This is a genomic window from Pseudomonas sp. N40(2020), from assembly GCF_014472415.1.
Taxonomy (GTDB): domain Bacteria; phylum Pseudomonadota; class Gammaproteobacteria; order Pseudomonadales; family Pseudomonadaceae; genus Aquipseudomonas.
Genome location: NZ_JACSZV010000004.1, coordinates 163,713 through 181,673 on the forward strand (window position 1 = coordinate 163,713; position 17,961 = coordinate 181,673).

The window sequence follows — 17,961 nt, forward strand, 5'->3', positions numbered from 1 at the left end:
AAGTCTTGCTCCAGAAGGCTTTAAGCGCACTTTTTCCTCGAAATTGCCTGCCATTTACGCCTTTTATTCAACTTGTGCAATCAGCTATTGGGGGTAGGTGATTGCGTTGTCATTAGTAGCCTAACTGTCTATACTCGGCCACCGACCGCCAAGGGCTTTTGGGCCTGCTTTATTGGGGGTCGCATCCCTGGGTGGTGGTTACCTGACCAGTGCACTCCCCAACAACTTTGCCCTGATTGTTAGGGGCTCTTCAGTGTGAAAAAAAAGCCGTGAAAAGCCAACGACCTGTAAACCTAGACCTAAGGACCATCAAACTCCCCATCACCGGCGTTACGTCGTTTCTTCACCGTGTTTCCGGCATCATCCTCTTCCTGGGTATCGGCTTCATGCTTTATGCATTGGGCAAGTCTCTGGGTTCCGAGGAAGGTTTTGCCGAAGTGAAGGCATGCTTGACCAGCCCGCTGGCCAAGTTCGTAGCATGGGGCCTCCTGTCCGCTCTGCTGTATCACCTGGTAGCCGGTGTGCGCCACTTGATCATGGATATGGGCATCGGTGAGACGCTGGAAGGCGGCCGCCTGGGCTCGAAAATTATCATCGCCGTTTCGGTGGTGTTGATCGTTCTGGCAGGAGTTTGGATATGGTAACCAGCGTTACGAACCTTTCGCGTTCGGGCCTCTATGACTGGATGGCGCAACGTGTGTCTGCGGTTGTTCTCGCGGCTTATTTCATTTTCCTGATCGGATACCTTGCAGCGAATCCGGGCATTGGCTACGACCAGTGGCACGGCCTGTTCGCCCACAACGGGATGCGTATCTTCAGTCTGCTGGCCCTTGTTGCTCTCGGCGCTCACGCCTGGGTCGGCATGTGGACCATCGCGACCGACTACCTGACGCCAATGGCGCTGGGCAAGTCCGCGACCGCAGTACGTTTCCTTTTCCAGGCAGTATGCGGCGTTGCGATGTTCGCTTACTTCGTCTGGGGTGTGCAGATTCTCTGGGGTATCTGAGTCATGGCTAACATTCCAACGATTTCTTTCGACGCCATCATCATTGGTGGTGGCGGTGCCGGCATGCGCGCTGCGCTGCAACTGGCGCAGGGCGGTCACAAGACTGCCGTGATCACCAAGGTTTTCCCGACCCGTTCGCACACTGTATCCGCCCAGGGCGGCATCACCTGTGCAATCGCGTCCGCTGACCCGAACGATGACTGGCGCTGGCACATGTACGATACCGTCAAGGGCTCCGACTACATCGGTGACCAGGACGCTATCGAATACATGTGTCAGGAAGGCCCGGCTGCCGTTTTCGAGCTGGACCACATGGGTCTGCCGTTCTCGCGTACCGAGCAAGGCCGTATCTACCAGCGTCCGTTCGGCGGTCAGTCCAAGGACTACGGCAAGGGCGGTCAGGCTGCACGTACTTGCGCCGCTTCCGACCGTACCGGTCACGCACTGCTGCACACTCTGTATCAGGGCAACCTGAAGGCTGGTACCACGTTCCTGAACGAGTACTACGCTGTCGACCTGGTGAAAAACCAGGAAGGCGATTTCGTCGGTGTGATCGCGATCTGCATCGAAACTGGCGAAACCTCCTACATCCGCGCAAAAGCCACCGTATTGGCTACCGGCGGTGCAGGCCGTATCTACGCGTCCACCACCAACGCCCTGATCAACACCGGTGACGGCGTCGGCATGGCTCTGCGTGCTGGCGTGCCGGTACAAGACATCGAAATGTGGCAGTTCCACCCGACCGGCATCGCCGGTGCTGGTGTACTGGTTACAGAAGGTTGCCGTGGTGAGGGTGGTTACCTGATCAACAAGCACGGCGAGCGTTTCATGGAGCGTTATGCTCCGAACGCCAAAGACCTTGCCGGTCGTGACGTGGTTGCTCGCTCGATGGTTAAAGAAATCATCGCCGGCAACGGTTGCGGTCCGAATGGCGACCACGTAATGCTCAAACTCGACCACTTGGGCGAGGAAGTGCTGCACAGCCGTCTGCCAGGCATCTGCGAACTGTCGAAGACTTTCGCGCACGTTGACCCGGTGGTTGCGCCGGTTCCGGTTGTTCCGACTTGCCACTATATGATGGGCGGCGTTGCCACCAACATTCATGGTCAGGCGATCACCCAGAACGCCGACGGAGTGGATCAGATCATTCCTGGTCTGTTCGCTGTAGGTGAAGTGGCTTGCGTATCGGTTCACGGCGCCAACCGTCTGGGCGGCAACTCGTTGCTCGACCTGGTGGTATTCGGCCGCGCTGCCGGCCTGCACCTGGAAAAGGCACTGACCGACGGCATCGAATACGACGACGCTACCGAAGCCGATATCGAAGCTGCCCTGTCGCGCCTGAACTCGCTGAACAGCCGCACTGATGGCGAAGACGTAGCAACCCTGCGTCGTGAGCTGCAAAGCTGCATGCAGAACTACTTCGGTGTGTTCCGTACCGGCGAATACATGCAGAAAGGTATCGCTCAACTGGCCGATCTGCGTCAGCGTATCGCTAACGTGAAGATCAACGATAAGTCGCAGGCTTTCAACACTGCACGTATCGAAGCGCTGGAACTGCAAAACCTGCTGGAAGTGGCTGAAGCGACTGCCATTGCTGCCGAAGTACGTAAAGAGTCCCGCGGTGCGCACGCCCGTGAAGACTTCGAAGACCGTGACGACGAAAACTGGCTGTGCCACACCCTGTACTTCCCGGGTGACAAGCGCGTCACCAAGCGTGCCGTTAACTTCTCGCCGAAGACTGTTCCGACTTTCGAACCGAAAGTCCGGACTTATTAAGGGTGACCGCCATGTTGCAAGTCAGTGTTTATCGCTACAACCCTGATCAGGACGCTGCGCCGTTCATGCAGGAATTCCAGGTCGATACCGGTGGTAAAGACCTGATGGTGCTGGACGTGCTGGCCCTCATCAAAGAGCAGGACGAAGGTTTCTCCTATCGTCGCTCTTGCCGTGAAGGTGTCTGCGGCTCCGACGGCATGAACATCAACGGCAAGAACGGTCTGGCCTGCATCACGCCACTGTCCGCCGTTGTAAAAGGTAACAAGTTGATCGTTCGTCCTCTGCCAGGTTTGCCGGTTATCCGTGACCTGGTCGTCGATATGAGCATCTTCTACAAGCAATACGAGAAGGTGAAGCCTTACCTGCAGAACGACACGCCGGCTCCGGCCATCGAGCGTCTGCAGTCGCCAGAAGAGCGTGAAAAGCTCGACGGTCTGTACGAGTGCATCCTGTGCGCTTGCTGCTCGACCTCTTGCCCGTCCTTCTGGTGGAACCCGGACAAGTTCCTGGGTCCAGCCGCTCTGCTGCAAGCCTATCGCTTCCTGGCAGACAGCCGTGACACCAAGACCAACGAGCGTCTGGCTTCGCTCGATGACCCGTTCAGCGTATTCCGCTGCCGGGGCATCATGAACTGCGTCAACGTATGTCCGAAAGGCCTGAACCCGACTAAGGCCATCGGTCACATCCGTAACATGCTGCTTTCGAGCGGCGTGTGATTCAGCTGCTGTAACCGCTGTACCGTAGAGGCTGTGGCGCGGGCTTCAACCCGCGTCATGGCTATAACCAGAGCAGTAGTCACAAGCTGCAGCTCTTATTTTGAAGAAATGAGACAAGCAGGGGCATCCGGGCTGGTACCCGGACTATCAGTGTGATCCTAAGTGGCTTGTTTTAGTCGCTGCATTCGGACTTCTGCAAGTTTGCTCGGTGTCGACACCGATGGTGTTCCCCTAACCGAGGGTGACCAAGCATGCAAGAAAGCGTGATGCAGCGCATGTGGAACAGCGCCTACCTTTCAGGTGGAAACGCTGCCTATGTGGAAGAGCTTTATGAGCTCTACCTGCACGACCCTAACGCTGTGCCAGAAGAGTGGCGCACCTACTTTCAGAAGTTGCCTGCCGACGGCAACTCTGCCACTGATGTTTCGCACTCGACGATTCGCGATCATTTCGTGCTGCTGGCAAAGAACCAGCGTCGCGCTCAACCGGTTTCCGCCGGGAGCGTGAGCAGTGAGCACGAGAAGAAGCAAGTTGAAGTGCTGCGATTGATCCAGGCCTACCGTATGCGTGGCCACCAGGCAGCCCAGCTTGACCCGCTGGGACTGTGGCAGCGTCCTGCACCTGCAGACCTGTCGATCAATCATTACGGCTTGACCAATGCCGATCTTGATACGACCTTCCGTGCCGGCGACCTGTTCATCGGCAAAGAGGAAGCGAGCCTACGCGAAATTCACGAAGCGTTGCAGCAGACATATTGCCGCACCATCGGCGCTGAATTTACGCATATCACCGATTCCGAGCAGCGCCAGTGGTTCCAGCAGCGTCTGGAAAGCGTGCGTGGTCGTCCGACGTACTCCGCCGACATCAAGAGCCACCTGCTTGAGCGCGTGACTGCCGGTGAAGGTCTGGAAAAATACCTGGGCACCAAATACCCGGGCACCAAGCGTTTCGGTCTGGAAGGCGGCGAGAGCCTGATTCCGATGCTCGACGAACTGATCCAGCGTTCCGGTTCCTACGGTACCAAGGAAGTCGTCATCGGCATGGCCCACCGTGGTCGTCTGAACGTTCTGGTCAATACCTTCGGCAAGAACCCGCGTGAGCTGTTCGACGAGTTCGAAGGCAAGAAGAAGGTCGAGCTGGGTTCCGGTGACGTTAAATACCACCAGGGCTTCTCCTCCAACGTGATGACCGCCGGCGGTGAAGTTCACCTGGCCATGGCGTTCAACCCGTCCCACCTGGAAATCGTTTCCCCGGTGGTCGAAGGTTCGGTTCGCGCCCGTCAGGATCGTCGTAACGATTCGACCGGTGAGAAGGTTCTGCCGATCTCCATCCACGGTGACGCGGCATTCGCCGGTCAAGGCGTGGTCATGGAAACCTTCCAGATGTCCCAGACCCGCGGTTTCAAGACCGGCGGTACTGTGCACATCGTGATCAACAACCAGGTTGGTTTCACCATCAGCAACCCGCTGGACTCGCGTTCCACCGAGTACGCCACCGACGTTGCCAAGATGATCCAGGCGCCGATCCTCCATGTGAATGGTGATGATCCGGAAGCCGTGTTGTTCGTGACCCAGTTGGCCATCGACTACCGCATGCAATTCAAGCGTGACGTGGTAATCGATCTGGTCTGCTACCGTCGTCGCGGCCACAACGAGGCCGACGAGCCAAGCGGCACCCAGCCTCTGATGTATCAGCAGATCACCAAGCAGCGCACCACCCGTGAGCTGTACGCTGATCGTCTGACTCAGGACGGTACGCTTGATGCAGAGCGTGTTCAGGCGAAAGTCGACGAATACCGCAACGCGCTGGACAACGGTCTGCACGTAGTGAAAAGCCTGGTCAAAGAGCCGAACAAAGAGTTGTTCGTGGACTGGCGTCCGTATCTGGGCCACGCCTGGACTGCGCGTCACGACACTCGTTTCGATCTGAAAACCCTGCAGGAACTGTCCGCCAAGCTGCTGGAAATTCCGGATGGCTTCGTGGTTCAGCGCCAGGTTGCGAAGATCTACGAAGACCGTCAGAAGATGCAAGCCGGCGGCCTGCCGATCAACTGGGGTTACGCTGAAACCATGGCGTACGCGACCCTGGCGTTCGAAGGTCACCCGATTCGCATGACCGGTCAGGACATCGGCCGCGGTACGTTCTCGCACCGTCACGCTGTTCTGCACAACCAGAAAGACGCTGGCACTTACGTTCCGCTGCAGCACCTGTACGACGGTCAGCCACGCTTTGACCTGTACGACTCGTTCCTGTCGGAAGAGGCCGTTTTGGCGTTCGAATACGGCTACTCGACCACCACGCCGGATGCGCTGGTGATCTGGGAAGCCCAGTTCGGCGACTTCGCCAACGGTGCTCAAGTGGTTATCGACCAGTTCATCACCAGTGGCGAGCACAAGTGGGGCCGTCTGTGCGGTCTGACCATGCTGCTGCCACACGGTTACGAAGGTCAGGGTCCTGAGCACTCCTCGGCACGTCTGGAGCGTTACCTGCAGCTGTGCGCCGAGCACAACATTCAGGTAGCCGTACCGACCACGCCGGCGCAGATCTACCACTTGCTGCGTCGTCAGGTGATTCGCCCGCTGCGCAAACCATTGGTCGTGCTGACGCCGAAGTCGCTGCTGCGCCACAAGCTGGCCATCTCGACTCTGGAAGACCTGGCCGAAGGTTCGTTCCAGACCGTTATCCCGGAAATCGATGCTCAAGACCCACAAAAGGTCGAGCGTGTTGTTCTGTGTAGCGGCAAGGTCTACTACGACCTGCTGGAAAAGCGTCGTGCCGAAGGTCGTGACGATATCGCTGTCGTGCGTATCGAGCAGCTGTACCCATTCCCTGAGGACGACTTGATTGAAGTCCTGGCTCCGTACACCAACCTCAAACATATCGTTTGGTGTCAGGAAGAGCCGATGAACCAGGGCGCCTGGTACTGCAGCCAGCACCACATGCGCCGCATCGTTGGCAAACACGACAAATCTCTCGTACTTGAGTACGCGGGCCGTGATGCCTCCGCTGCACCTGCTTGTGGTTACGCATCGATGCACGCCGAGCAGCAGGAAAAACTGTTGCAAGACGCGTTTACCGTTTAATGCCTTCGCGCACTTGAAACCGAATTTAAGGAACTACAGATAATGGCTATCGAGATCAAAGCCCCCACTTTCCCGGAATCGGTTGCCGATGGCACCGTTGCCACCTGGCACAAAAAACCGGGCGACGCTGTCAAGCGCGACGATCTGATCGTTGACATCGAAACCGACAAAGTCGTACTGGAAGTGCTGGCTACTGCTGATGGCGTGCTGGGCGCAATCGTCAAGAACGAAGGCGACACCGTTCTGTCCGACGAAGTTCTGGGCTCCATCGAAGCGGGCGGTGCTGCTGCCGCTGCTCCAGCCGCTGCTGCTCCGGCCGCTGCTGCCGCCGCACCTGCTGCTGCCGAAGGCGAAGACGATCCTGTCGCTGCTCCGGCTGCTCGCAAGCTGGCTGAAGAGAACGGCATCAACATCGCTTCCGTTGCCGGCACCGGCAAGGGTGGTCGTGTGACCAAGGAAGACGTGGTTGCAGCTGTTGCTGCCAAGAAAGCCGCTCCGGCTGCCGCGCCTGCCAAGGCTGCTGCTCCTTCGGCTGCCGCTCCTGTGTTCGCCGCTGGCGACCGCATCGAGAAGCGCGTACCGATGACCCGCGTTCGCGCCACTGTGGCCAAGCGTCTGGTTGAAGCGCAATCGAACATGGCGATGCTGACGACTTTCAACGAAGTAGACATGACCGAAGTCATGGCCCTGCGTTCGAAGTACAAGGATCTGTTCGAGAAGTCCCATAACGGCGTGCGCCTGGGCTTCATGTCGTTCTTCGTCAAAGCAGCTACCGAAGCGCTGAAACGCTTCCCGGCTGTCAACGCGTCGATCGACGGTGGCGACATCGTTTACCACGGCTATGCGGATATCGGCGTTGCCGTTTCCAGCGATCGTGGCCTGGTAGTACCGGTTCTGCGTAACGCCGAGCTGATGAGCCTGGCTGAAATCGAAGGCGGCATCGCCACTTTCGGCAAGAAAGCCCGTGACGGCAAACTGTCGATGGACGAGATGACCGGTGGTACCTTCACCATCACCAACGGTGGTACCTTCGGTTCGATGATGTCGACCCCGATCGTCAACCCGCCGCAGGCAGCGATTCTGGGCATGCACAACATCATCCAGCGTCCTATGGCCATCAACGGTCAGGTCGTTATCCGTCCGATGATGTACTTGGCACTGTCCTACGATCACCGTCTGATCGATGGCAAAGAAGCTGTGACCTTCCTGGTGACCATCAAGAACCTGCTGGAAGATCCGGCTCGTCTGTTGCTGGATATCTGATAGAAGCAGTCGCGGGTTTCAAGTTTCAAGCTGCAGGAAAGGGCAGCTTGGCTTGGAGCGCGCGGCTTGAAGCTTTTCGCTAAAGAGGAATTTTTGAATGTCGCAGAAATTTGACGTAGTAGTGATCGGTGCTGGCCCTGGCGGCTACGTAGCAGCCATCAAGGCCGCGCAGCTGGGTCTGACCACTGCCTGCATCGAGAAGTACACCGACGCCGAAGGCAAGCAAGCCCTGGGCGGTACCTGCCTGAACGTCGGCTGCATTCCTTCCAAGGCGCTGCTGGACAGCTCCTGGAAATACAAGGAAGCGAAAGAAAGCTTCAACGTTCACGGTATCTCGACCGGCGAAGTCAAAATGGACGTCGCGGCGATGATTGGCCGCAAGGCTGGCATCGTCAAGAACCTGACCGGCGGCGTTGCCACCCTGTTCAAGGCCAACGGCGTTACTTCGATTCAGGGCCACGGCAAACTGCTGGCTGGCAAGAAAGTCGAAGTCACCAAGCCAGACGGTTCGGTTGAAGTCATCGAAGCTGAAAACGTCATCCTGGCTCCAGGTTCGCGTCCTATCGACATTCCACCGGCTCCGGTTGATCAGAAAGTCATCGTCGATTCGACTGGCGCACTGGAATTCCAAGCCGTACCTAAGCGTCTGGGCGTGATTGGCGCTGGCGTGATCGGTCTGGAACTGGGTTCGGTGTGGTCGCGTCTGGGTTCTGAAGTAGTTGTTCTGGAAGCTCTGGACACTTTCCTGATGGCAGCGGACACCGCTGTTTCCAAGGAAGCGCTGAAAACCCTGACCAAACAGGGTCTGGACATCAAGCTGGGCGCTCGCGTCACCGGTTCGAAAGTGAACGGCGACGAAGTCGTTGTCAGCTACACCGATGCCAACGGCGAACAGACCATCACTTTCGACAAGCTGATCGTAGCCGTTGGTCGCCGTCCGGTGACCACTGATCTGCTGGCTGCCGATAGCGGCGTGACCCTGGACGAGCGCGGTTTCGTGCACGTTGACGATCACTGCGCCACCACCGTACCGGGCGTTTTCGCCATCGGTGACGTGGTTCGCGGCATGATGCTGGCTCACAAGGCTTCGGAAGAGGGCATCATGGTTGTCGAGCGCATCAAGGGCCACAAAGCCCAGATGAACTATGACCTGATCCCTTCGGTTATTTATACTCACCCGGAAATCGCGTGGGTTGGCAAAACCGAGCAGGCCTTGAAAGCTGAAGGCGTTGAAGTTAACGTCGGCACCTTCCCGTTCGCCGCTTCCGGCCGTGCCATGGCCGCCAACGATACCGGTGGTTTCGTCAAGGTCATCGCTGATGCCAAGACTGACCGCGTATTGGGCGTGCACGTGATTGGCCCGAGCGCTGCAGAGCTGGTTCAGCAGGGCGCGATCGGTATGGAATTCGGCACCAGCGCTGAAGACCTGGGCATGATGGTTTTCTCCCATCCGACCCTGTCTGAAGCCTTGCACGAAGCTGCTCTGGCTGTGAATGGCGGCGCCATCCACATTGCCAACCGCAAGAAGCGTTAAGACACAATAAGAAACCACGGCGGTAACGGCCCGTCGTGAGCCTTGCGAGCAAGTCTCACCGCGGAATGTCCGCTGGACGCAGTCTTGCGTAGCTCAGCTACGCAAGCAGCAGTCACAGGTGGCGCGGCACTCATAAAGAGCGCAGCGCCGAATGCGCAGTACCTAACGAAGACGGTAAAAAGCATGAATCTTCACGAGTATCAGGGTAAGCAGCTGTTCGCTGAATACGGCCTGCCAGTTTCCACTGGTTACGCAGTAGACACCCCGGAAGCAGCAGCAGAAGCTTGCGACAAGATCGGCGGCAACGAGTGGGTTGTCAAAGCCCAGGTTCACGCCGGTGGTCGCGGTAAAGCGGGCGGCGTTAAGCTGGTTCGCAGCAAAGAAGACGCCAAAGCCTTCGCACAGCAGTGGCTGGGCAAGCGTCTGGTGACTTACCAGACTGACGCCAATGGCCAGCCAGTCACCAAGATCCTGGTTGAATCGTGCACTGATATCGCTAAAGAGCTGTACCTGGGCGCTGTCGTTGACCGTTCGAGCCGTCGCATCGTGTTCATGGCTTCCACCGAAGGTGGCGTGGACATCGAGAAAATCGCTCACGACACTCCAGAAAAAATTCTGAAAGCCACTATCGATCCACTGGTTGGCGCTCAGCCATTCCAGGGTCGCGAGCTGGCATTCCAGTTGGGTCTGGAAGGCAAGCAGGTTGCTCAGTTCGCCAAGATCTTCGTAGGTCTGGCCAAGCTGTTCAAGGATCACGACCTGGCTCTGCTGGAAGTGAACCCGCTGGTGATCAAGGCTGACGGCGATCTGCACTGCCTCGACGCCAAGATCAACATCGACGCCAACGCCATGTACCGTCAGCCTAAGCTGAAGACTTTCCATGATCCGTCGCAAGACGATCCGCGCGAAGCGCACGCTGCCAAGTTCGAACTGAACTACGTAGCGCTGGAAGGCAACATCGGTTGCATGGTCAACGGTGCTGGCCTGGCCATGGGTACCATGGACATCGTCAACCTGCATGGCGGCAAGCCAGCCAACTTCCTCGACGTAGGTGGTGGTGCAACCAAAGAACGCGTTACCGAAGCGTTCAAGATCATCCTGTCCGACACTAACGTCGCTGCAGTACTGGTCAACATCTTCGGCGGCATCGTTCGCTGCGACATGATTGCCGAAGGCATCATCGGCGCTGTGAAAGAAGTCGGCGTGAAAATCCCGGTTGTTGTTCGCCTTGAAGGCAACAACGCTGAGCTGGGCGCTAAAGTACTGGCAGAAAGCGGTTTGAACATCATCGCTGCTACCAGCCTGACCGACGCTGCTCAACAAGTTGTCAAAGCTGCGGAGGGCAAATAATGAGCGTCCTGATCAATAAAGACACCAAAGTTATCTGCCAGGGTATTACCGGTTCGCAAGGTAGTTTCCACACCCAGCAAGCCATCGAATACGGCACCAAGATGGTTGGCGGCGTAACTCCAGGCAAAGGCGGCACCGAGCACCTGGGTCTGCCAGTGTTCAACACCGTTAAAGATGCTGTAGCTGCCACCGGCGCTACCGCCAGCGTGATCTACGTTCCGGCTCCTTTCTGCAAGGATTCGATCCTGGAAGCGGCTTTCGGCGGCATCAAGCTGATCGTCTGCATCACCGAAGGCATTCCTACCCTGGACATGCTGGACGCTAAAGTTAAGTGCGACGAGCTGGGCGTAGTCCTGATCGGCCCTAACTGCCCAGGCGTGATCACCCCAGGCGAATGCAAGATCGGCATCATGCCAGGTCACATTCACTTGCCAGGCAAGGTCGGTATTGTTTCCCGTTCCGGCACCCTGACCTACGAAGCTGTGAAGCAGACTACTGACGCCGGTTTCGGTCAGTCGACTTGCGTCGGCATCGGTGGTGACCCGATCCCGGGTTCGAACTTCATCGACATCCTGAAGCTGTTCCAGGAAGACCCGAAGACCGAAGCGATCGTGATGATCGGTGAGATCGGCGGTTCTGCTGAAGAAGAAGCGGCTGCCTACATCAAGGCTCACGTGACCAAGCCGGTTGTTTCCTACATCGCTGGTGTGACTGCTCCTCCGGGCAAGCGCATGGGCCATGCTGGCGCAATCATCTCTGGCGGCAAAGGCACTGCAGACGAGAAATTCGCTGCGCTGCAAGACGCAGGCGTTAAAACCGTGCGTTCGCTGGCAGACATCGGCAAGGCCCTGGCCGAGCTGACTGGTTGGCCTGTCAAGTAAGCCTCGCGCTTAACTGACGCTTTACCAAACAAAGGTCACCTTCGGGTGGCCTTTGTCGTTTCTGGCATTCGAGGATTTATAGGCTTGCCCCCAATTACATGCAAAAACGCGACACGGAAACGTCGCGTATCGGATAGTTCGCCCTCTAACAGTGCGTTTGTGAACCAAATTCGTTAGGCTAGCAGCCATTTTTGCGTCTGCCGCCCACAAGGCATGCAACGCGCTATACAGGTCAGTCCCATACGGATCGACAGCATTTCCCTAATCCCACAGGGCAATTCCCCTCTAAATTCCGATTCAGTAGTGTGGTATTTCCTTAATGAAAGTTTTGAAAGGTCAGGACATCCTGGCACTTGGTTTTATGACGTTTGCCCTGTTCGTTGGGGCCGGTAACATCATCTTCCCGCCTATCGTCGGTTTGCAGGCCGGACCTCACGTCTGGATGGCCGCGCTGGGCTTTCTGATCACGGCGGTCGGTCTGCCGGTGGTCACCGTCGTCGCGCTGGCCAAGGTTGGCGGGGCGATGGATGCGCTGAGCAGCCCGATCGGCAAGATTGCCGGCGGCATTTTGGCTGCTGCGTGCTACCTGGCGGTCGGCCCGTTGTTCGCCACCCCGCGTACCGCGACCGTGTCGTTCGAAGTGGGGCTGGCGCCGCTGACCGGCGAAAGTCCGCTGGCGCTGTTCCTCTACAGCTCGGTGTACTTCCTGCTGGTGTTCTTCATCTCGCTCTACCCGGGCCGTTTGCTCGACACCGTTGGGCGTTTCCTCGCGCCGCTGAAAATCATCGCGCTGGCGGTACTCGGCATCGCCGCGTTTGTCTTGCCTGCCGGTGATATCGGTAGCGGTACGCCGGAATACGTGGCAGCACCGTTCTCCCAAGGCTTCATCAATGGTTACCTGACCATGGATACCCTGGGCGCGCTGGTGTTTGGCATCGTCATCGTTAACGCGATCCGCTCCCGTGGCGTCGAGTCGCCAGCCCTGATCACCCGTTACGCGATCATCGCTGGCCTGATTGCCGGTGTCGGTCTGGCGCTGGTGTATGTCAGCCTGTTCCGTCTAGGTTCCGGCAGCCACGAAGTCGCGGTCGGTGCCACCAACGGCGCTGCGGTACTGCACGCTTACGTGCAACACACCTTCGGTTCGTTGGGCAGCGGTTTCCTTGCGGTGCTGATCTCGCTGGCGTGTCTGGTGACGGCGGTCGGGCTGACCTGCGCCTGTGCTGAGTACTTCAGCCGTGTGCTGCCACTGTCCTACAAGACGCTGGTGATCATTCTGGCCGGGTTCTCGCTGCTGGTGTCCAACCTTGGCCTGACCAAGTTGATTGCGTTCTCCATCCCGGTGCTGACCGCGATCTATCCGCCATGCATCGTGTTGGTGGCCCTAAGCTTCTGCAAGGATTTCTGGCATGAACACGGCCGTATTCTTGGCCCGGTGATGCTGGTGTCGTTCCTGTTCGGCACCATCGACGCGCTGAAAGGCGCCGGTCTCGCTGACTGGATGCCTTCGCAGCTGTCTCATCTGCCGCTTAGCGAGCAAGGTCTGGCGTGGCTGGTGCCGTGCGTAATGACTCTGGTGGTCGCGGTAGTCTGCGATCGCGTGCTGGGCAAGCGCAGCGAAGCCATTGCCTGACGTTTCCTGACTCGCCACAAGCGGGTCTTGAACGCTTAAACAGAAATGCCCCGTATCAATCGATACGGGGCATTTTTTATGGGCGTCAGGCAGTGTCTTTTTTCCTGAGCTAACGTCGAAGGGTTGCTTAGATTCCGCATCTACATCACAAGGAACCGCATGTCGTTCATCCAAGCCAACCTGATTCACCTGCTCGCCGCCGTCTGGTTCGTCATCTGCTGGGGCGGCTACACCCGTTATGCCACCTGGAAGGCCCGTGATACAGCGTGCCTGGCCAGCGTACTGCACCTGTATCGCGAGGACTGGATGCGCCGTATGTTGCTGCGTGACAACCGTATCGCCGACGCCAGCGTGATCGGCAACCTGGAGCGCAACGCCTCGTTCTTCGCCTCCAGCACCCTGATCATCCTCGCCGGTATTCTCACTGTGCTGGGGGCGTCTGAACGGGCGGTGTCGTTGCTGGCGGACATTCCGATGGTGCAGCAGGCTTCGCAAGGCATGTCGGAGATCAAGTTGCTGTGTCTGGCGCTGGTGTTTGTCTACGCGTTCTTCACCTTCAGCTGGTGCATGCGCCAGTACAACTTTGCGGCGATCCTGATCGGCTCGGCGCCCATGATCGGTGAGCGTCAAGTCTCGGAGCAGGAGCGCAAGGCCTTTGCTTCGCGGGCGGCGCGGGTGATTTCGATGGCGGCCAACCAGTTCAACTTCGGCCTGCGCTCCTACTACTTCGGCATGAGCATGCTGGCCTGGTTCGTCAGCCCATGGTTGTTCATGATCATGAGCGCCGGCGTGGTCGTCGTCTTGTATCGCCGCGAATTTCATTCCGACGTTCTCGATGTGATGGTCTATACCCCTACAGAGGCGCCCATCCCCGAGGCGAACAAAGAGGCCGTTTGATGAGTATTCCGTTCTGGTGTGTGTTTATCAGTGCGCTGTTGATCTATATCGCGCGCATGCCGGTGGGCAAAGCCATGAAAGAGCAGGGCGGTTACAACAACCACCTGCCGCGCCAGCAGCAGGCGCAACTGACCGGTTATGGCGCAAGGGCGCTGGCGGCTCACCAGAACAGCATCGAAGCGTTCATCCTGTTTGCCGTGGGTGTACTGATGGCGCACACCACGCAAACCCAAGGGTGGTTGATTGATGCCTTGGCGATTATTTTCGTGATCGCACGGATTATCTACTTGTGGTTTTACCTGGCGGATCTACCCAAGCTGCGCAGCCTGGTCTGGCTGGTCGGCTTAGTGTGTTCGTTGTTGCTGATGATTAGTCCGACTTTTAGAACCGTGTTGCTCTAAGTCGACAGTACCGATAAATCCCAGGCAAAAGAAAACCCGCACTTGGCGGGTTTTCTTTTGTGACACCGAAAAGCAAATTATTGCTTCTTGGCAGCTTCTTCTTGTGCAGCCTGGTTCGATTCAGCCTGAGCTTTGGCAGCTTCGGCGTTTTCTTTCGCTGCGTCGTTCACTTTATCCTGAGCTTTGTTCATGTCCTGCTGAGCCTGTTCAGCATGTTGGTTGGCATCTTGAGCTTTGTCCTCGGATTTTTTATCGCAGGCAGCGAGACCGAGGGAAGCGGTCAACATCAAGGCAATAGCTAAAGTCTTACGCATGGGGTGTTTCTCCTTATGGAAAATAACTACTGGCCTTAAGAACTCAGCGCCGAGGGTTAAGTTCCTCATTTCTTTCAGATATATAAGTTTGTTTTGCAATGGAACTTTTGCTGTTCCGGTTACTACTCAAAACAGGCACTAACGAGAGTAATTATCAAATGGCTGAAAACCCCGTTTTTGAGCGCGCGACGCGTTTGCTTTCGGCATTGCGTCACTGTCAGGTACTGGGTTTGCAGGTGCACAGCGCCTCCAGTGAAGGACTTACAGTGATCCTGCCGTACAGTCCAAAAATCGTCGGCAACCCGCAAACCGGGGTGATTCATGGCGGGGCGATCACCTCGTTGATGGACACGGCCTGCGGGATGTCGACGTTGTGTGTGCTGCCGGTATTCGAAGTCTGCCCAACCCTTGATCTGCGCATCGACTACATGCACGCCGCTGAACCCCACAAAAATGTCTACGGCTTCGCTCAGTGCTATCGCGTTACGACAGATGTGATCTTCGCCCGCGGTTTTGCCTATCAGGATGATCCCGAACAGCCAATCGCTCATGTTGTTGGCACGTTCATGCGCATGGGCAAAAACATTAAAGGCGCCAAGGGTTTCGGCGGCGCCATCAAGAGTGAAGGCCAATGAGCAGCGACTTCAAGGATCAGTTGCAACTGGCCCACGCGCAGGGCGACTACGCGCCGTTGCTTAAGTTGATCCCCTATGCCGGTCTGATCGGCATCGAGTGCTCGCGGGTCGGTGATGAACTGCTGTTCAAGCTGCCGGCGAACAAGGACAACATTGGTAACCCTTTGTTGCCGGCGATCCATGGCGGGGTGATTGCAGGGTTTATGGAGCTGGCTGCAGCGCTGCATCTACTGATTTTTACCGGGGCGCCGGGCGTGCCGAAGATCATCGACTTCTCTCTCGACTACCTGCGTGCCGGGCAGTTTCGTGATACGTGGGCCAAGTGTCAGGTCTGTCGTCAGGGGCGGCGAGTGGCCAACGTCGCCGTCACCGCGTGGCAAAGCACAGAGAGCGAACCGATTGCCACCGCCCGTGCGCACTTCAAAATCGATGAGCCCTTGAAATCCTGAACACTGCCCCAAACTCAGATGACAACCCGCCGCAGACCATTCGGGTCGCGGCCAATGCCATCTGATTGGAGTTTGATGACCATGAGTGTGGAAACTCAAAAGGAAACCCTGGGCTTCCAGACCGAGGTAAAGCAGCTGCTGCACCTCATGATCCATTCGCTGTATTCCAACAAGGAAATCTTCCTTCGCGAATTGATCTCGAACGCCTCTGACGCTGTAGACAAGCTGCGCTTCGAAGCCCTGGCCAAGCCGGATTTGCTCGAAGGTGGCGCTGATCTGAAAATCCGTGTGAGCTTCGATAAAGACGCCAAGACCGTCACCCTCGAAGACAACGGTATCGGCATGAACCGTGACGATGTGATCACCCACCTGGGGACCATCGCCAAATCGGGCACCGCCGATTTCATGAAAAACCTGTCCGGCGATCAGAAGAAGGATTCGCACCTGATCGGCCAGTTCGGCGTAGGTTTCTACTCGGCCTTCATCGTTGCCGACCAGGTTGACGTTTACAGCCGTCGCGCCGGCACTCCTGCCAGCGAAGGTGTGCACTGGTCGTCGAAAGGCGAGGGTGAATTCGAAGTCGCTACCATCGAAAAACCTGAGCGCGGCACTCGCATCGTTCTGCACCTGAAAGCGGCAGAAGACGAGTTCGCTGATGGCTGGCGTCTGCGTAACATCATCAAGAAGTACTCCGACCACATCGCGCTGCCGATCGAGCTGCCGAAAGAAGTCACCGCAGCCGAAGGCGAAGAAACACCAGCTGTTGAATGGGAAACCGTCAACCGCGCCAGCGCCCTGTGGACCCGTCCTCGCACTGACGTGAAGGACGAGGAGTACCAGGAATTCTACAAGCACATCGCTCATGACTTCGAGAACCCGCTGGCCTGGAGTCACAACAAGGTTGAAGGCAAACTCGAATACAGCTCGCTGCTGTACGTGCCGGCCCGTGCACCGTTCGACCTGTACCAGCGTGAAGCGCCGAAAGGCCTGAAGCTGTACGTGCAGCGCGTGTTCGTCATGGATCAGGCCGAGTCGTTCCTGCCGCTGTACCTGCGCTTCATCAAAGGTGTGGTCGATTCCAACGACCTGTCGCTGAACGTGTCGCGGGAAATCCTGCAGAAAGACCCGATCATCGATTCGATGAAGTCGGCGCTGACCAAGCGCGTACTCGATATGCTGGAAAAACTGGCGAAGAACGAGCCTGAGCAATACAAAGGCTTCTGGAAAAACTTCGGTCAGGTCATGAAAGAAGGCCCGGCAGAAGACTTCGCCAACAAAGAGAAAATTGCCGGTCTGCTGCGTTTTGCATCGACCAACGGTGACGACGGCGAGCAGATCGTCGGTCTGGCCGATTACCTGGCACGCGCCAAGGAAGGTCAGGACAAGATCTACTACCTCACCGGCGAAACTTACGCGCAGGTCAAGAACAGCCCGCACCTGGAAGTCTTCCGCAAGAAAGGCATCGAAGTGCTGCTGCTGACCGACCGTATCGACGAGTGGCTGATGAGCTACCTGAGCGAATTCGACGGCAAGAGCTTTGTCGACGTGGCACGCGGTGACCTCGATCTGGGCAACCTGGACTCGGAAGAGGACAAGAAAGCCGCAGAAGAGGTTGCCAAGTCCAAAGAAGGTCTGGTCGAGCGTCTGAAAACTGCGTTGGGTGATTCCGTGGCTGAAGTGCGGGTTTCCCATCGTCTGACCGACTCGCCAGCAATTCTGGCCATCGGCGAGCAGGATCTGGGTCTGCAAATGCGTCAGATCCTCGAAGCCAGCGGCCAGAAGGTGCCGGATTCGAAGCCGATTTTCGAGTTCAACCCGGCTCACCCGCTGATCGAGAAACTCGACGGCGAGCAGAGCGAAGAGCGTTTCGGCGACCTGTCGCACATCCTCTTCGATCAGGCAGCCCTGGCTGCCGGCGACAGCTTGAAGGATCCGGCCGCGTACGTGCGCCGTTTGAACAAGCTGCTGGTTGAACTGTCGGTTTGATCACGTTGTAGAAAAACCCGCTTCGGCGGGTTTTTTC

General features: G+C 57.4%; 16 protein-coding genes. 15 read left to right on the plus strand and 1 reads right to left on the minus strand.

Annotated features, from left to right (window positions below):
• Positions 1 to 269: 269 nt before the first annotated feature.
• The 12 genes from sdhC (at position 270) to IAI51_RS04820 (ending at position 14,540) form a co-directional block, all read left to right on the plus strand.
• Positions 270 to 644, plus strand: a complete 375-nt coding sequence (sdhC, locus tag IAI51_RS04765; RefSeq protein ID WP_034156251.1) for a succinate dehydrogenase, cytochrome b556 subunit — start codon at positions 270 to 272, stop codon at positions 642 to 644.
• Entirely contained in the window at positions 638 to 1,006 is a 369-nt protein-coding gene (sdhD, locus tag IAI51_RS04770) for a succinate dehydrogenase, hydrophobic membrane anchor protein (RefSeq protein WP_007977503.1), read from the plus strand. The genes sdhC and sdhD overlap by 7 nt, the downstream gene beginning before the upstream one ends.
• Before the next feature lie 3 nt (positions 1,007 to 1,009).
• Complete coding sequence (sdhA, locus tag IAI51_RS04775; protein ID WP_187677432.1) at positions 1,010 to 2,782, plus strand: succinate dehydrogenase flavoprotein subunit; 1,773 nt, start codon at positions 1,010 to 1,012, stop codon at positions 2,780 to 2,782.
• Positions 2,783 to 2,793: 11 nt separating this feature from the next.
• Complete coding sequence (locus IAI51_RS04780) at positions 2,794 to 3,498, plus strand: succinate dehydrogenase iron-sulfur subunit (RefSeq protein ID WP_038364054.1); 705 nt, start codon at positions 2,794 to 2,796, stop codon at positions 3,496 to 3,498.
• A 251-nt stretch (positions 3,499 to 3,749) separates the two neighbouring features.
• Positions 3,750 to 6,581: a 2-oxoglutarate dehydrogenase E1 component gene (locus IAI51_RS04785; protein ID WP_187677433.1), complete on the plus strand. Its 2,832-nt coding sequence runs from the start codon at positions 3,750 to 3,752 to the stop codon at positions 6,579 to 6,581.
• A 42-nt stretch (positions 6,582 to 6,623) separates the two neighbouring features.
• On the plus strand, positions 6,624 to 7,844 hold the full coding sequence (odhB, locus tag IAI51_RS04790) for a 2-oxoglutarate dehydrogenase complex dihydrolipoyllysine-residue succinyltransferase (protein ID WP_187677434.1): 1,221 nt from the start codon (positions 6,624 to 6,626) through the stop codon (positions 7,842 to 7,844).
• 97 nt (positions 7,845 to 7,941) lie between these two features.
• Positions 7,942 to 9,378: a dihydrolipoyl dehydrogenase gene (gene lpdA, locus IAI51_RS04795; protein WP_187677435.1), complete on the plus strand. Its 1,437-nt coding sequence runs from the start codon at positions 7,942 to 7,944 to the stop codon at positions 9,376 to 9,378.
• Between the two features lie 183 nt (positions 9,379 to 9,561).
• On the plus strand, positions 9,562 to 10,728 hold the full coding sequence (sucC, locus tag IAI51_RS04800) for an ADP-forming succinate--CoA ligase subunit beta (protein WP_085732277.1): 1,167 nt from the start codon (positions 9,562 to 9,564) through the stop codon (positions 10,726 to 10,728).
• Positions 10,728 to 11,609, plus strand: a complete 882-nt coding sequence (sucD, locus tag IAI51_RS04805; protein WP_187677436.1) for a succinate--CoA ligase subunit alpha — start codon at positions 10,728 to 10,730, stop codon at positions 11,607 to 11,609. The genes sucC and sucD overlap by 1 nt, the downstream gene beginning before the upstream one ends.
• Before the next feature lie 319 nt (positions 11,610 to 11,928).
• Positions 11,929 to 13,242, plus strand: a complete 1,314-nt coding sequence (brnQ, locus tag IAI51_RS04810) for a branched-chain amino acid transport system II carrier protein (protein WP_187677437.1) — start codon at positions 11,929 to 11,931, stop codon at positions 13,240 to 13,242.
• 159 nt (positions 13,243 to 13,401) lie between these two features.
• The gene (locus IAI51_RS04815) at positions 13,402 to 14,139 is read left to right on the plus strand and encodes a DUF599 domain-containing protein (protein ID WP_187677438.1); all 738 of its coding nucleotides are present in this window, start codon (positions 13,402 to 13,404) and stop codon (positions 14,137 to 14,139) included.
• Complete coding sequence (locus IAI51_RS04820) at positions 14,139 to 14,540, plus strand: MAPEG family protein (RefSeq protein WP_187677439.1); 402 nt, start codon at positions 14,139 to 14,141, stop codon at positions 14,538 to 14,540. The genes IAI51_RS04815 and IAI51_RS04820 overlap by 1 nt, the downstream gene beginning before the upstream one ends.
• Positions 14,541 to 14,617: 77 nt before the next feature.
• Here IAI51_RS04820 and IAI51_RS04825 read toward each other — a convergent pair whose 3' ends face one another.
• The gene (locus tag IAI51_RS04825) at positions 14,618 to 14,854 is read right to left on the minus strand and encodes a hypothetical protein (RefSeq protein ID WP_007962865.1); all 237 of its coding nucleotides are present in this window, start codon (positions 14,852 to 14,854) and stop codon (positions 14,618 to 14,620) included.
• Positions 14,855 to 15,012: 158 nt separating this feature from the next.
• Here IAI51_RS04825 and IAI51_RS04830 point away from each other — a divergent pair, with 158 nt between their 5' ends.
• The 3 genes from IAI51_RS04830 (at position 15,013) to htpG (ending at position 17,924) form a co-directional block, all read left to right on the plus strand.
• Positions 15,013 to 15,489 (plus strand): PaaI family thioesterase, encoded by a 477-nt coding sequence (locus IAI51_RS04830; RefSeq protein ID WP_187677440.1) that lies wholly within the window; start codon positions 15,013 to 15,015, stop codon positions 15,487 to 15,489.
• Positions 15,486 to 15,938 (plus strand): PaaI family thioesterase, encoded by a 453-nt coding sequence (locus IAI51_RS04835; protein WP_187677441.1) that lies wholly within the window; start codon positions 15,486 to 15,488, stop codon positions 15,936 to 15,938. The genes IAI51_RS04830 and IAI51_RS04835 overlap by 4 nt, the downstream gene beginning before the upstream one ends.
• Positions 15,939 to 16,019: 81 nt before the next feature.
• On the plus strand, positions 16,020 to 17,924 hold the full coding sequence (gene htpG / locus IAI51_RS04840) for a molecular chaperone HtpG (protein WP_187677442.1): 1,905 nt from the start codon (positions 16,020 to 16,022) through the stop codon (positions 17,922 to 17,924).
• Positions 17,925 to 17,961 lie beyond the last annotated feature (37 nt).